General features: G+C 43.7%; 12 protein-coding genes. All 12 read left to right on the top strand.

Annotated elements, in window-relative coordinates; genetic code table 11:
• Positions 1–120 precede the first annotated feature (120 nt).
• The 12 genes from AB5642_RS09645 to AB5642_RS09590 all read left to right on the top strand — a co-directional run bounded on the left by AB5642_RS09645 (position 121) and on the right by AB5642_RS09590 (position 15,492).
• Positions 121–1,653, top strand: coding sequence for an ABC transporter ATP-binding protein (locus AB5642_RS09645; RefSeq protein ID WP_243249467.1), 1,533 nt, complete (start codon positions 121–123; stop codon positions 1,651–1,653).
• Positions 1,654–2,751, top strand: a complete 1,098-nt coding sequence (locus AB5642_RS09640) for an ABC transporter permease (protein WP_173734883.1) — start codon at positions 1,654–1,656, stop codon at positions 2,749–2,751. It begins immediately after the preceding gene.
• Positions 2,752–3,744 carry an ABC transporter permease gene (locus AB5642_RS09635; RefSeq protein WP_148461206.1) on the top strand — a complete coding sequence of 331 codons (993 nt, stop codon included), beginning with the start codon at positions 2,752–2,754 and terminating at the stop codon, positions 3,742–3,744.
• A 241-nt stretch (positions 3,745–3,985) separates the two neighbouring features.
• A complete protein-coding gene (locus AB5642_RS09630; RefSeq protein WP_368371565.1) occupies positions 3,986–5,290 on the top strand; it encodes a hypothetical protein in 1,305 nt (434 codons plus the stop codon).
• A gap of 192 nt (positions 5,291–5,482) precedes the next feature.
• Positions 5,483–7,159, top strand: coding sequence for a M3 family oligoendopeptidase (locus tag AB5642_RS09625; protein ID WP_178728704.1), 1,677 nt, complete (start codon positions 5,483–5,485; stop codon positions 7,157–7,159).
• An 80-nt stretch (positions 7,160–7,239) separates the two neighbouring features.
• Positions 7,240–7,812: a hypothetical protein gene (locus AB5642_RS09620; RefSeq protein WP_178728707.1), complete on the top strand. Its 573-nt coding sequence runs from the start codon at positions 7,240–7,242 to the stop codon at positions 7,810–7,812.
• Between the two features lie 202 nt (positions 7,813–8,014).
• Complete coding sequence (locus AB5642_RS09615; protein WP_368371564.1) at positions 8,015–10,276, top strand: ABC transporter substrate-binding protein; 2,262 nt, start codon at positions 8,015–8,017, stop codon at positions 10,274–10,276.
• 91 nt (positions 10,277–10,367) lie between these two features.
• The gene (locus AB5642_RS09610; protein WP_368072609.1) at positions 10,368–10,496 is read left to right on the top strand and encodes a DUF6783 domain-containing protein; all 129 of its coding nucleotides are present in this window, start codon (positions 10,368–10,370) and stop codon (positions 10,494–10,496) included.
• A 51-nt stretch (positions 10,497–10,547) separates the two neighbouring features.
• The gene (locus AB5642_RS09605) at positions 10,548–11,534 is read left to right on the top strand and encodes an ABC transporter permease (protein ID WP_118579276.1); all 987 of its coding nucleotides are present in this window, start codon (positions 10,548–10,550) and stop codon (positions 11,532–11,534) included.
• Positions 11,535–11,544: 10 nt separating this feature from the next.
• Positions 11,545–13,287: an ABC transporter permease gene (locus AB5642_RS09600; protein ID WP_226836499.1), complete on the top strand. Its 1,743-nt coding sequence runs from the start codon at positions 11,545–11,547 to the stop codon at positions 13,285–13,287.
• A 152-nt stretch (positions 13,288–13,439) separates the two neighbouring features.
• Positions 13,440–14,492, top strand: coding sequence for an ABC transporter ATP-binding protein (locus tag AB5642_RS09595; RefSeq protein ID WP_368371568.1), 1,053 nt, complete (start codon positions 13,440–13,442; stop codon positions 14,490–14,492).
• Positions 14,485–15,492, top strand: coding sequence for an ABC transporter ATP-binding protein (locus AB5642_RS09590; protein WP_173734888.1), 1,008 nt, complete (start codon positions 14,485–14,487; stop codon positions 15,490–15,492). The genes AB5642_RS09595 and AB5642_RS09590 overlap by 8 nt, the downstream gene beginning before the upstream one ends.
• The last annotated feature ends 108 nt before the right edge of the window (positions 15,493–15,600 follow it).

Here is a 15,600-nt window from a genome sequence, read left to right as displayed (position 1 = left end):
TAAGCGGGAAAGTTAAAATCCACGCGGATGTGGGATTTTGGCGAACGCTTCAAAGATAGGCAAAAAACCAGAAGAGCTTGTTTTGCCTTGATTATAAAACGGGAAGGGAGGCACAACACTTTGGAATATGCCATTCAATTAAAAAATGTTACCAAAACATTTGGAAAAGTTGTTGCCAACAAAAATGTCAACCTTGACGTAAAAAAAGGTGAGATTCTCTCCCTTCTGGGAGAAAATGGAAGTGGCAAGACCACTCTTATGAATATGATCTCCGGTATTTATTTTCCAGATTCCGGCGAGATCATGATAGACGGCAGGAAAGTGGAAATCCGCTCTCCGAAAGATGCCTACGATCTGGGAATCGGTATGATCCATCAGCATTTTAAGCTGATCGATGTATTCAGTGCTACGGAGAACATCGCCCTCGGCCTTGACAAGAAACAGAAATTTGACCTGAAAGAGGTTAAGAAAAAAGCCAAGGCTATCTGCGATAAATATCACTTTGACCTGGATTTAGACCAGAAGGTTTATGAGATGAGTGTATCTCAGAAACAGACTCTGGAAATTGTAAAAGTTCTCTACAGAGGAGCAAACATCCTGATTCTGGATGAGCCTACGGCAGTTCTGACTCCTCAGGAAACGGCAAGACTTTTTGAAGTAATCCGAAACATGAAAGCAGATAACAAATCCGTTATTATCATTACCCACAAGCTTCACGAAGTTCTGGAGATTTCTGACCGCGTGGCAATCCTTCGAAAAGGGGAGTACATAGGCACAGTAGAGACCAGTGAAGCTACAGAAAATTCCCTTACAGAGATGATGGTTGGCAAGAAGGTAGAACTGAATATTGCCCGCTCTGCGCCTGTAAATCCTGTGAAACGCCTTTCAGTTTCCCATCTGACTGTTTATAACCGTGAGGAAATCAAGGTGCTGGACGATGTAAGCTTCGATGTTTTCGGCGGAGAAGTCCTTGGTATAGCGGGAATTTCAGGAAATGGACAAAAGGAGCTTCTGGAAGCCATTGCAGGACTTCAGATTACAGCCCAGGGCAGCAGCATTGAATTCTATGAAAAAGGTAAAGAAGACCAGCCCCTTCAGCTGGTTGGCAAAACACCAAAGAAAATTCGGGATGCCGGTGTGCATCTTGCATTTGTTCCAGAGGATCGTCTTGGAATGGGACTTGTTGGTTCCATGGGTATGACGGGAAATATGCTGTTAAAGAGTTATGGAAATGGTCCATCTCCGATTACCGATATGCGTGCTCCGAAGAAAATGGCAGAAAAGGTAAAAAAAGAGCTGGAGGTAGTTACCCCAAGCTTAAATACTCCTGTATCCCGCCTTTCTGGCGGTAATGTACAGAAGGTTCTGGTAGGCCGTGAAATCGCAGAGGCACCGACAGTCCTGATGACTGCCTATGCAGTACGTGGTCTGGATATCAATACCTCCTATACGATCTACAATCTTCTGAATGAGGAGAAAAAAGAGGGCGTTGCAGTTGTTTATGTAGGTGAGGATCTGGATGTGCTCATTGACTTGTGCGACCGCATTCTGGTTCTCTGCGGCGGCAGGGAGAATGGTATCCTGGATGCCAGAACCACCACAAAAGAAGAAGTTGGTCTGCTGATGACAAATCTTCGGAAGGAGGGGAAATAAATGAGTGAATTAAAAACAAAAGAACCCTTAGTCCGAATTATAAAGCGTGACAAAAGCAGCTTCGGCTACAAAGTATGGGTTCGTGCAGCTGCCATTTTACTGGCACTGGTTGTAGATGCAATTTTCATTTACAGCGTAACCGGACTGAATCCGTTATCCGTATATGTAGTTATGTTTAACGGTACCTTTATGACAAGTATTCGTTTTTCCTGGGCAATGCGAGATCTGGTAACCCTGCTCTGCATCGGTATTGCTCTTGCCCCTGCGTTTAAAATGCATTTCTGGAACATTGGTGCAGAGGGACAGGTATTGGTGGGTGGTCTTGCCACTGCCATGGTTATGGTAAAATGCGGAGCCAGCCTTCCTACACCGGTGCTTTTCCTGGTAATGTTCCTTACCAGCGTGATCGCAGGCGGTCTGTGGGGCTTTATCCCGGCTGTGTTTAAGGCATACTGGAACACAAACGAAACACTGTTTACCCTGATGATGAACTATGTGGCAACCAGCATTGTGGCATGCATGACTAATATTCTTCGTGGAAAAGCCTCCAGCCTTGGTAAACTGAACATGTCTACACAGGTTGGATGGTTTCCGCAGTTTTTGGGACAGAGATATAATATTAACATTCTGATTGTTGTGATCCTGATGTTTGTCATGTTCTTCTATTTGAAATATTCCAAACAGGGATATGAGATCACCGTTGTCGGAGAATCTGAGAACACTGCAAGATATGCCGGTATCAATGTAAAATGGGTAACCATCCGTACCATGATCATTTCCGGTGCTATCTGCGGTCTGGTTGGTTTCCTGATCGTAGCAGGAAGAGACCAGACCATTTCCACCACATCTGCAGGTGGAAACGGATTTACCGCCATTATCGTAGCATGGCTTGCAAAGTTTAATACGTTTTATATGGCTCTGATCTCCTTCCTGCTGATCTTCCTTTCCAAAGGTGCAGCAGAGATTGCTTCTGCATACAGCCTGAACGATTATGCAGCAAGTATTATTGAAGGTGTGATCTTGTTCTTTATCCTTGGAAGTGAATTCTTTATCAACTATAAAATGATTTTCCGTGGTTCCAAAAAGGAGGTGCACTAAATGAGTAATCTGATTGCGTGGATCATCAGGGCAATTCCATTTGGAACAATTATCATGTTTGGTTCCATGGGTGAAATCACCACTGAGAAATCAGGAAACCTGAATCTTGGTGTTCCGGGAATTATGTATCTTGGCGGATTTGCTGGCTTCGCCAGCTCCTATTTTTACGAGAAAAATTCAGCAGATCCAAAAGGTTGGATATGCGTGATCCTGGCGCTTGTGGCAGCAATTGCAGCTTCCATGCTGGGAGGGCTGATTTTCAGCTTCCTTACCATTACCCTTCGTGCAAACCAGAATGTAACCGGTCTTGCACTTACCACATTCGGTATGGGTGTTGCCAATTTCTTTGGTGTATTTATTTTAAATGGTGCAAGCTACACTGCAGCTCCGCTGGCATACGCTTCTTTTTCAAAGAAGATTCCATTCCTGTCCAGTAAGCTGGGAATTGTAAGTAAAACTGTTTTTGCCTATGGTTTTCTGGTGTATGCGGCAATCATTATTGCTGTTGTTCTGCATTATGTGCTGAACAAAACAAGAGTAGGTCTGAATCTTCGGGCTGTAGGCGAAAATCCGGGAACTGCAGACGCAGCCGGAATCAATGTAACCAAATATAAATATCTGGCAACCTGTATTGGTGCCGGCCTTTCCGGAATCGGCGGCTTATATTACGTTCTGGATTATAATCAGGGAATCTGGGCAACAACAGGGCAGATCGAGGCTCTTGGCTGGCTGGCAGTTGCGCTGGTTATATTTACCACATGGAAACCGCTGAACTGTATCTGGGGTGCGTATCTTTTCGGTATGCTCTACTGGCTGTATCAGTTCCTTCCAAGTATTCTTGGAATCAAGGTTGCAAGCTATGTCACAGACCTGATCCAGATGGTTCCTTATGTGGTTACGATTATCGTACTGGTTGTAGTAAGCTTCCGAAAGAAAAAAGAAAATCAGCCTCCGGAAAGTCTGGGACTTTCCTACTTCCGAGAGGAAAGATAACAGGGATTGGTTTGATAGAATATTGAAATTTCAGAATCCTCTGCTTATGCTGTATGGTGCAGCATGCAGAGGATTTTTTTATTCTTCAGACGGCAATACGATTTGTGAAAAATCAGTGTCCATAGGAAAAGAAAGTTTACAAAATATTTCGAAAATGTTATATTATTTTTAAATAACATGCGAAACATATAGAAAGGATAGTTGGCTCTTAGCTATACAGTTATCAGAAAGGAATAAAAATATGAAAAAAAGATATGTTCTTGCTGCGCTGGCAGTTATGACAGTACTTGCAGGCTGTGGAGATAATGCTTCCCAGCAGAAAAACACGGACAATACTACCCAGGAGAGCACAGCAGAGGATGATCTGACAGCTGCTGATCCGGATGAAGATGGAGAAGAACTGGATCCTGAATTTTCACAGGATGTAGAGAATAATGAAGTGATCGATGCAGATGATGCAGAGGAAGAAGCAGCTCTTGATCCCATTACTCCTTCTGAATATCTGGTTCAGAATGCTTCCGATTATGTGACTCTTGGAGATTATGATGGTGTAGAGGTTACCAGGTATACCTATGAGATCACAGACGATATGGTACAGGATGAGATCCAGGAAGAGCTGGCAGATGCCAGTGATGAGCAGTCTACCAATGCACCTTCCGAGGACGGAAATATTGTATATATGAATCTTACTGCCAATGTGGAGGGTGAGGAAGCTGCTGATCCTGACGAGACTTTTATCACCTTGGGACAGGAAGAATTTGGTGCAGAATTTGACCAGAAGCTGACAGGTGTTTCCACTGGAGATAAACTGGATTTCAGCATCACGTACGGAGATGATACCTGGCAGGAAGACTGGCAGGGAAAAAACGTTGACTTTTCAGTGGAGGTAACAGATGTTACAGCTTCCAATACTCCGGAATATGATGAGGATTATGTGAAGAATTATACCGGGTATGACACGAAGGAAGAATATGAGGCTTCTGTAAAAGAATATCTGGAGCAGTCCTATGAGGAACAGAGTACTTATGATGAGACAGAAGATCTGATTTCTGCCTGCCTGGCACGTACAGAGTTTACGGGAGAGTATCCGGACGACCTGTTTGAGGCATGCAGGGAAGAGGCACTCTCCGGTTATTCCATGTTTGTAGAGGAAGACGGAGATGTAAATGATGTACTGGATATGTTCGGGGTTACAGAGGATGATATTGCAGAAGAAGCCAAAAATCTTGTAAACCGCCGCCTCTTCATCAGTGCATATGCCGAAGCCAATAATATTGAGGTAACAGAAGATGAATACGTGAATTATGTGAATGAGTATGCTGACTACTATGGCGAGAGTCCTGCTGATTTTGAGACTCTTTATACACGGGAAACGCTTGTAAATGCCCTTTATGAGAGCAAGGTAACAGAGCTTCTTCTGGAAAAGGCAAACGTGACAGAAACTCCATATACACCAGAAGAGTATGATGAAGAGGAATCCAAAGAAGATGACACGCTTGATGATCTGGAAATCGTAGAAGAAGGAGAAGAAGGCGTAGCTGAATAAAATCTGAAGATTTGGCAAAACACACTTTCAACGTCATAATGTTCTTTGATTAACATTTTTTATAAATTTAAGCCTTTTAATTTAGATGTGATTATGATATAGTAAATAATACGCGACAATGGACGGACAGCATTCTGAAGATAAGCTTTAGGAAGTTTGTCCGCCCATTTGTGTCTATAAAGGAGGAACGAGATGAAATTTTCAGAAATGCCTTACACTCGTGTGGATTTTCCAGCTGTAATTGCACAGGCACAGGAGATTATCCAGCGCGCATCTTCTGCGAAGAGCGGAGAAGAGCAGTTCGAGATTCATCAGGAATTTAACAAGCTGATGGATCACGTGAGAACTCTTTACACCATCGCCCATATCCGCAGGGATGGAGATGTGACAAATGAGTTTTATGACGGCGAGAAGAGCTACTATGATGAGAAGCTCCCGGAACTGAACGCAGTGACAAATGAGTATAAGAAAGTACTTTTTGCCACTCCATATCGTCAGTATATGGAAGAGAAAATCGGACCGGTTGCATTTAAGTCCATGGAACTGGAGATGAAATCTTTCGATGACAGTCTGATTCCGCTGATGCAGGAGGAGAATGCCCTTGCTTCCCGTTACAGCAAGCTGATCGCTTCTGCCAAGATCATGTGGGAAGGAGAAGAACTGAACCTTTCCCTTATGCGTAAATATATGCGCTCCCAGGATCGGAATACCCGTAAGAAAGCATGGGATGCTTTTTCAGGCTTCTTTGAGGAGAACCAGGCTGAGCTTGATGAAATCTACGATCTGATGGTGAAGAACCGCACCAGACAGGCACAGATGCTGGGCTTTGAGAATTACATTGATATGGGCTACTGCCGCATGAATCGTAATTCTTATACCAAGGAAGATGTACAGAAGCTTCGCGAGCAGATTAAGACTGTATTTGTACCGTTAGCTTCCAGAATGCACAAGAACCGTCAGGCACGCCTTGGGGCAGATGCACTTCGTTATTATGATATGGGGGTTTATTTCCCACAGGGAGATCCGGCACCGATTGGTACTCCTGAGGAGATTCTTGAGAGTGGCCGCAAAATGTACACCGAGATGTCTGATGAGACAAGGGATTTCTTCAACATGATGATGGAGAATGAGCTTTTTGATGTATTCGGACGTAAGAATAAGGCTACTGGTGGTTACATGACGGAGCTTCCGGATTATGGTGTACCGTTTATTTTTGCAAACTTTAACGGAACCAGTGGTGATGTGGATGTAATCACACATGAGTGTGGACATGCATTTCAGAGTTATGTATCCTGCAAGGATCCGATCACCGATCATTCCAGGTATCTGACCATGGAGACTGCTGAAATCCATTCCATGTCCATGGAATTCTTTGCGGAACCATGGATCGAGCTTTTCTTCGGGGAAAGAGGGGATGATTACCGCAAGATGCACCTTGAGGATGCCATCGACTTTATTCCTTATGGAACAATGGTGGATGAATTCCAGCATATTGTATACGGCAATCCTGAGCTTACACCTAAGGAGCGACGTGATGCATGGAACAAGCTGGAGCAGGAGTACCGTCCATATATGGATTCAACTGGCTGTAGGTTTATGGAAGAAGGCGGTTACTGGCAGAGACAGCATCACATTTTTGAGATGCCTTTCTACTATATTGATTATGTACTTGCACAGCTTTGTGCATTCCAGTTTAAGATCCGCATGGAGAAAGATCATGACGCTGCATGGGCTGATTATATGAAGCTCTGCCGGCTTTCTGCAAGTGATTTCTATCCGTCCATGCTGAAACAGGTGGGACTTACAGTTCCATTTACAGATGGCTGCATTCAGAAGATTGTGGATGAGCTGGATAAGAAGCTGGGTTGAGTCATCAGGCAAAGACTATGAGAAGGAAAAGCACTTTCAGGTAATAGATTGGGAACTCACAGGAAAGTTGAGGCAGAATTGTGAAAAAATATGGGAATGATTACCGCCAGAGAGGGGAAAAATTTGAATATACCGGAAAATGGTATGGCAGCAGCCTGTCAGTGAAGGAACTGAAAAGACATGCCCTTAACAATACAGGCCTTATGGCAGCCGCCCTTGTGATCTATTTTGCCAGCTTAATGCTGAACAATGAAGGCAGCAGGATCTTCTGGATATTGCTTCCCTATATGGTAGTAGTCTTCCCTGTTTCTTATGGAATCATGGGAGGGGCGTCCTTATTCCTTTTTTGCAGACAGCAGGAGGGAAAAGCAGGTAACTCACAGGTGCTAATCCCGGAAGAGCATATAGGGCATATGACCTGTGCCCAATATGAAAAAGGGGTGCGACGTCCGGTAAGATGCAGCATTGCCATCACAGTACTGGGACTTTTTACAAGCGTGGCAAACCTGATTTTTTTGTTAAAAGATTTCGAAAATCTTATTTTTACAAGGGAACTATTATTCGAGGCTGCTGCTGTGTTGATTTTAGTACTGGGAAGTGTTAGCACTGTGCAAAACTGGCAGATTAAAGCGAAATTTACAAATTTTGAGTGAAAATCTTTCAGTTTTTGACAATTATGGACAAAATTCCAGACATATTTCGCCATATAGCTATTGCACATGTAATAAAACATGGTAAAATAGAGAGGTATAAGACAACAAATTTTCAGGTTGTCTGTAGTAGCTGGCCTCAGGAGTCTCCAACAGGCTCTGATGAATAGTTACAATAAAATATCTTAAAAAAGGAGGATAAGATATGAACAAGAAGAAGTTAATGGCCCTGTTATTAACAGGTGTCATGGCAGCATCAACAGTGAGCGTACCTGTTTTTGCTGAAGAAGCTGAGGGAGGTTCTTCTGATACACCGCTTGTTATTGGACAGACTAACTTCTCCGAGAAATTCAGTGGATTATTCCACGAGGCAGTTCCGGATCAGCAGATCGCAGAGAATGTAGGTGAGTATCTGTTTGGAAGTGACCGTACAGGTGCTATTATTTACAATGGTATCGAGGGTGAGACACATGAGTATAACGGAACGGATTATACTTATACAGGACTTTCCGACGTAACTGTTACAGAGGGCGAGGATGAGACTGTATACAATTTCAAGCTTCGTGAGGGTGTAACATTTTCTGACGGTGAGCCTCTTACTGCAGATGACCTGATTTTCACATATTATGTACTTTCTGATACAGATTATGATGGAAATGCAACATTCTACTCCACCAATATCAAAGGTATGAAAAACTACCGTCTGAATTCCACAGCAGCAGATTCCATCACAGATGAGGATGTTGCAAATACACTTGCAGACATGCCGGATGAAGTTGCTGCAAGAGTGAAAGATGAGCTGATTGTTCCGCTTCTTACATCTGAGTATGAGTGGGCGCAGACTGCATGGGAAGATTATGCAGATGCTTATGGTGTTACAAACGGAGATGAGTTCTTTGGAATGCTTTACGCAGTAGATGAGAACTATTCTGTAGATGGCAAAGATCAGGATACGATCATTAATGAGATCGCAGACCAGTATGGCAAGGACTATCTTGCACTTGCAGCTGCCTATGGCGACGAAGCATACTTCGATGAAGATGCAGCAACAATCGCTTCCGAATACCTGGTAGAGCAGAAAACTGCAGCAGGTGAAGGTGAAGAGGTTGCGAACATCGAGGGAATCAAGAAGCTTGGTGATTACGAAGTTGAGGTTACCACAGATGGTTTCGAGGCAACTACAATCTATCAGCTTGGTGTAATCGTTGAGCCAATGCATTATTATGGAGATGCTTCTCTCTATGACTATGATAACAACCAGTTCGGTTTCACAAGAGGAGATCTCTCCGCTGTACGTGATAAATCCAACCAGCCACTTGGCGCAGGTCCGTACAAATTTGTGAAATATGAGAACAAGACTGTATACATGGAAGCAAACGAGAACTACTACAAGGGTGCTCCTAAGACAAAGTACCTCCAGTGGCGTGAGACTTCCGACGCAGATAAGATTGCCGGTGTTGAGCAGGGTACAATCGACCTTTCCGATCCATCCGGAAGCAAATCTGCATTTGACCAGATTAAGAGCATCAACGGAAACGACGAGCTCAGCGGTGATAAGATCATCGTTAACGCAACAGACAACCTTGGATACGGATACATCGGTCTTAACGCAAACACAATCAATGTTGGCGGAGAGCCAGGATCTGATGCTTCCAAGAACTTAAGAAAAGCTCTTACAACTGTACTTGCTGTATATCGTGATGTAGCAATCGATTCTTATTATGGAGATGCTGCTTCTGTAATCAACTACCCGATTTCCAATACATCCTGGGCAGCTCCTCAGAAATCTGATGCAGATTATCAGGTGGCTTACTCTGTAGATGTTGATGGAAATCCGCTTTACACAGATGATATGACAGATGATGAGAAGTTTGCAGCAGCAACACAGGCAGCTCTTGGCTTCTTCGAGGCAGCCGGATACACTGTAGAAAACGGCAAGGTAACAGCAGCTCCAGAAGGTGCTAAGATGACTTATGAGATCATCATCGGTGCTGACGGAAGTGGAGATCACCCAAGCTTTGCAATCCTTACAGACGCTAAGGCAGCTCTTGAGTCCATCGGATTTACACTTGAGATCAATGATGTTACAGACTCCAACATTATGTGGGATGCTTTAAATGCAGGTACCGCAGAAATGTGGGCAGCTGCATGGCAGGCAACAGTGGATCCTGATATGTATCAGGTTTACCACAGCGCAAGTGTAAAGAGCAATTACTACCACATCAATGATGAAACACTGGATCAGGATATTATTGATGCCCGTTCCACAGCTGATCAGGAATACAGAAAATCTGTTTACAAACAGTGTCTGGACATTATTCTTGACTGGGCAGTAGAGATTCCGATCTATCAGAGACAGAACTGCGTTATTTACAGCCCTGAGCGTATCAATGCAGATACCTTTACGAAAGATGTTACTACATTCTATTCATGGTATGGAGATATCATTAATATCGAAATGAACTAAAGGTATAAAAGAAGAATGACTTGTTAGCGCAGTGGGTCCACCATAACCAGTGGACCCACTGCCTTACTGGCAGTATGCCTTGGGCTAGAGCGTGTCTGAAAAAGCATTCCCGCAATCTCCCACAAATTGTGACGCACATCTTGCAGAAAGCCTTTTTCAAACATGCTCTGGAACCCGGCCCGGTAAAACGGACAGAACCGGCAGGACACACTGCCAGTAAGAACAAGGTAAGTCAGTCTTCCCGCCCGATACTGAAAGGATAATTTATATAATGAAAAAATTTATTGTACGTCGTGTACTTCTTGGAGCGATGATCCTGTTCTTCGTTTCCATGATCATTTATTCAATTGAGAGAGCCCTTCCGACTTCTTATGTAGAGGGAAGAGCCCGTGATATGTCAATGAAACAGGGCGCGAAGCCCTATGATGAGCTGGTTGCTGAGTTAAATGCCGCTTATGGACTGGATAAGCCGGTTCTGGAGGGCTATTTTATCTGGCTTGGAAAAGCTGTTCATGGTGAATTTGGAGAATCCTGGATTTTCCATCAGCCGGTAAAACAGAAATTTGCCAGCGTTATCTGGTATTCTTTTGCTCTGGCACTGGCCTCCTTCCTGTTGGAAATTATCATTGCCATACCTTTGGGTATTATATCGGCAACGAAGCAGTACAGCAGGATTGATTATGCAGTTACCGTTTTTGCATTGATTGGTATTTCGCTGCCGTCCTTTTTCTTTGCTACCATTTTGAAATGGATTTTCTCTATTAATCTGAAATGGGTTGACCTGTATGGTATCGTAAGCCGTATGCATGAGTCCTATGGAAGTGTAGGTAAGGTACTGGATATGGCACAGCATATGATCCTTCCGGTTATTACGCTGACTATCGTAAGTGTTGGTTCCCTTATGCGTTATACCAGAACCAATATGCTGGAGGTTCTGAATGCAGATTATATCCGTACTGCCAGAGCGAAAGGTGTTCCGGAGAAAAAGGTGGTTTCTCATCATGCATTCCGCAATACTCTGATTCCGATCATCACCATCCTTGGAAGTACACTTCCGAACCTGTTCGGTGGAGCGATGATCACAGAGACTTTGTTCCAGATTCCGGGAATTGGATATACCTCCTACCAGGCATTAACTCAGGGAGATATTCCGTTTACCATGTTCTATATGGTATTTCTGGCATTTCTGACATTAACCGGCAATCTGATCGCAGATATCCTGTACGCTGTGGCAGATCCAAGGGTACGAGTAAATTAGGAGGAAAAACATGAGTACAGATCCAACAAAGAAAAAAGACGATCATGTCAGTACCTCCAAGGCACTGGATGATGAACAGCGTGTAAAAGTCCTTTCACCAGGAATGCTTGTTGCAAAGCGTTTCTTCCGCAATAAACTGGCTGTGGCAGGACTTGTAATTCTGGTAGCGATGTTTTTGTTTTCATTTATAGGTGGTATGGTAAGCCCTTACAATGAAAGCCAGGTATTCCGTAAAACAGATCATGTATGGAAAGACTATGCGGGAGCTACCTATAATAAATCTTATATTTTTACAACAGCAAATGGTGCAGAATTTCCTGCGCAGGGACAGCAGAAATTTATTCTTGCTACAAACAAGGGAAATGATTCCTTTGAAGCAAATGATGTAACCTACGGATTGGAACAAAAAGGTGAAGATTACTGGGCAATTTATTCTTCAGAATCAGTAGCAACCGTTCTTACACTGAAAGGAAAATCTACTTATAAACAGGTTGGAAATACAGAAATAACAGATGAAATCAAAGAAGGCTATGAAGAGGCTGTGGCAAATGATGCCAATACCTTTGAAGTAGATGGAACTACCTATACAATTGAGAAGGCCGGACGTGAGAATCAGATCACAATTTCCGGCGAAGTTGCATTTGCAACCAAGAAAGTATTCAGCGCAGCAACGAATGATGCAGAGATGGGATTTGATTTCCAGCAGGCAGCACTTGATGCAATTGAAGCAGGAGATGCTTTTTTTGAATACGATGGCGCAACCTATGAGCTGACTACAACAGAGAAAGAGACATCCACAGAGGTTGTAAAGGATGGCGAAGTTTATGCTACTGTTTCCAATCTTCTGGTATCTCCTCAGGCAAAGGGTGTGTTCCTTTCTCTTTCCTTTAAAGAAGCAGTAGAACAGGCAATTGCTGACAAAGCTTCTACATTTACAGCTGTTAATGAGGCTGGCGAAGAAGAAACCTATCAGCTTCAGACCAAGAATACACAGTATGTTGTAAGAAGCCAGAAAGCAACTACTGTAAATGATACTTATTCCGGACCAAGCAAAAAGCACTGGTTAGGAACAGACGGAAACGGTATGGACATGCTGACCAGACTGATGTATGGCGGACGTATTTCCCTGATGATCGGTTTCGTTGTTATCATTATTGAAGGTATTATTGGTATTCTGATCGGTGGTGTGTCCGGTTATTTTGGAGGATGGGTAGATACCATTCTCATGCGTGTGGTTGATGTTGTAATCTGTATTCCGGCAATGCCGCTGTACATTATCATCGGTTCTGTTATGGATTATTACAAAATTGACCCGCGAATCCGAATTTATGCACTTTGTGCAATTCTTGGTATCGTAGGATGGCCGGGAATTGCCCGTATGGTTCGAGGTCAGATCCTGTCTCTTCGTGAGCAGGAATTTATGGTTGCTACAGAAGCTACCGGTGTTCGTATTTCAAGACGTATTTTCCGTCACCTGATTCCGAACGTTATTCCACAGCTGATCGTTATTGCAACAATGGGACTTGGTGATGTTATCCTGATGGAAGCAACTCTTAGCTTCCTTGGAATCGGTGTTAAATTCCCATACGCTTCCTGGGGTAATATTGTAAATGCGGTAAATGATGTATACGTATTGACCAACTTCTGGTTCGTATGGATCCCGGCCGGATTCTTAATCCTGCTGACCGTTCTTGGATTTAACTTTGTGGGTGATGGTCTTCGTGATGCATTTGACCCGAAAATGAAACGGTAGGTGCGAATATGGCATTATTTGGTAAGAAAAACGCAAACTATATCTCAGCTAAGGAAACCAAAAGAATCTCCAAAGAGAATCGAAAGATCACCAATGAGATAGAGAAGAAGAGAAACAGAAAGAATATTCCGGAGTCAGAGTATATCACTACCATGAAGAATCCGGAAAACGTAGTTGAGTTTGACAATGTTCATACTTATTTCTTTACAGATATTGGAACTGTTAAAGCCGTTGATGGTGTAAGCTTTGAAATTCCTCAGGGAAAAACAGTTGGTGTTGTTGGAGAATCCGGTTGTGGAAAGTCTGTAACTAGCCTTTCCCTTATGCAGCTGGTACAGCGTCCTCAGGGACAGACTGTAGAAGGAGAAATCCGTTTTAATACCGGAGACAGGGTTTACAATATTGTAAATACTCCTACAAGTGAAATGCAGAAGCTTCGCGGAAATGAGCTTTCCATGATTTTCCAGGAGCCTATGACTGCACTGAACCCGGTATTCCGCATTGGAGAGCAGGTTGATGAGATCACCAAGCTTCACAATCCGGATATGAGCAAAGAGCAGGTAAAGGCCAGAACCATCGAAATGCTGAAGCTGGTTGGAATTGCCAACAGTGAGGGCGTTTATAAGATGTATCCTCATGAGCTTTCCGGTGGTATGCGTCAGCGTGTATGTATCGCAATCGGTCTTGCTTGTAATCCAAGACTGATCATTGCTGATGAGCCTACCACAGCTCTTGACGTTACCATTCAGGCGCAGATCCTGGATCTGATGCGTAACCTGAAAGATAAGATCAATTCTTCCATTATGCTGATCACTCATGACCTGGGGGTTATTGCAGAGATGGCAGATTATGTAGTTGTTATGTATGCTGGCCGTGTAGTTGAGAAGGGTACTGCAAGTGAGATCTTCAAGAACCCATCTCATCCATACACCATTGGACTTATGCGCTCCAAACCGGTTGTAGGCAAGAAGGTTGACAAGCTTTACAGTATTCCAGGTAAGGTTCCGAACCCTATTGATATGCCGGATTACTGCTATTTCCGTGATCGTTGTGAGCTTAGCTGTGACAAGTGTCAGGGAAGTTATCCAGGCGTGATCAAATTAAGTCCTACACATGAAGTAAGCTGTTACCGTTATGCAGACCGTCCGGAAGCCGGATGGCTGGCGAATGTTCATCCAGGGGAAGGGGGCAAAACTCATGAGTGAGAATAAGACAGCAGAAAATACAAAGAATCAGCAGTCCGATAACATTCTGGAGGTATCCCATCTTAAGAAATATTTCCCGATCAAGGGTGGAATGTTCGGTAAGCAGGTTGGAGCTGTAAAAGCAGTTGATGACGTTTCTTTCACATTAAAGAGAGGAACCACGATGGGTCTGGTTGGAGAGTCCGGATGTGGTAAATCTACCACAGGAAGAACCATCTTAAGGCTGATTGAGAAAACAGACGGACAGGTTCTCTTCAACGGAAAAGATGTTTACGGTCTTTCCAATAAAGAGATGCGCGATATGCGTACCAAGATGCAGATTATTTTCCAGGATCCATATTCTTCCCTTTCTCCAAGACTGCCAGTCGGAGAAATCATCGGGGAAGCAGTAAGAGAGCATAACCTGGTTCCCAAGTCTGAATATGCAGATTATGTGACCAAGATCATGGATGACTGTGGACTTCAGTCTTATCATAAAGACCGTTATCCTCATGAGTTCTCTGGTGGACAGAGACAGCGTATCTGTATTGCGAGAGCACTTGCATTGAATCCGGAGTTCGTTGTGTGTGACGAGCCGGTTTCTGCGCTTGATGTTTCGGTACAGGCTCAGATCATCAACCTGTTAAAGGAACTTCAGGAGAAGAGAAATCTGACTTATCTGTTTATCTCTCATGACCTTTCCGTTGTAGAGCATATTTCCGATACTATCGGTGTTATGTATCTGGGTGGTCTTGTGGAGACTGGTACCACATCAGATATTTTTGCAAATCCTCTTCATCCGTATACAGAGGCTCTGTTCTCTGCAATTCCTATGCCGGATCCGGATCTGAAGAGAAACCGTATCATTCTGGAGGGAAATATTCCATCCCCGGCGAATCCGCCTAAGGGATGTAAGTTCCATACCAGATGCCGGAAGTGCATGGAGATTTGTAAGAATCAGGTGCCTGAGGTAAAAGATATGGGAAATGGGCATAAGGTGCGCTGCCATCTGTATGACTAAGAATAAAGCAGGCCAGGGATTACCTGGTCTGTTGCTATTTAGTGTGTTGAAAGTTGTTCAAGGCGGACGCATTCGGACAATGGTGATTGCTCACTCGCCGGCGCAACG

Source organism: Ruminococcus sp. 1001136sp1_2201st1_G3_2201SCRN_220225 (assembly GCF_040924365.1).
Lineage (GTDB): Bacteria > Bacillota > Clostridia > Lachnospirales > Lachnospiraceae > Blautia_A > Blautia_A faecis.
Note: the sequence above shows the minus strand (reverse complement) of the source record. Positions and strands in the feature narration are given on the sequence as shown.

Excerpts from the sequence above, each read along its gene's own strand:
- AB5642_RS09640 (WP_173734883.1), top strand. The coding sequence starts at position 1,654 with ATGAGTGAATTAAAAACAAAAGAACCCTTAGTCCGAATTATAAAGCGT.
- AB5642_RS09590 (WP_173734888.1), top strand. The coding sequence starts at position 14,485 with ATGAGTGAGAATAAGACAGCAGAAAATACAAAGAATCAGCAGTCCGAT.
- AB5642_RS09635 (WP_148461206.1), top strand. The coding sequence starts at position 2,752 with ATGAGTAATCTGATTGCGTGGATCATCAGGGCAATTCCATTTGGAACA.
- AB5642_RS09600 (WP_226836499.1), top strand. The coding sequence starts at position 11,545 with ATGAGTACAGATCCAACAAAGAAAAAAGACGATCATGTCAGTACCTCC.
- AB5642_RS09605 (WP_118579276.1), top strand. The coding sequence starts at position 10,548 with ATGAAAAAATTTATTGTACGTCGTGTACTTCTTGGAGCGATGATCCTG.
- AB5642_RS09595 (WP_368371568.1), top strand. The coding sequence starts at position 13,440 with ATGAAGAATCCGGAAAACGTAGTTGAGTTTGACAATGTTCATACTTAT.
- AB5642_RS09630 (WP_368371565.1), top strand. The coding sequence starts at position 3,986 with ATGAAAAAAAGATATGTTCTTGCTGCGCTGGCAGTTATGACAGTACTT.
- AB5642_RS09615 (WP_368371564.1), top strand. The coding sequence starts at position 8,015 with ATGAACAAGAAGAAGTTAATGGCCCTGTTATTAACAGGTGTCATGGCA.
- AB5642_RS09625 (WP_178728704.1), top strand. The coding sequence starts at position 5,483 with ATGAAATTTTCAGAAATGCCTTACACTCGTGTGGATTTTCCAGCTGTA.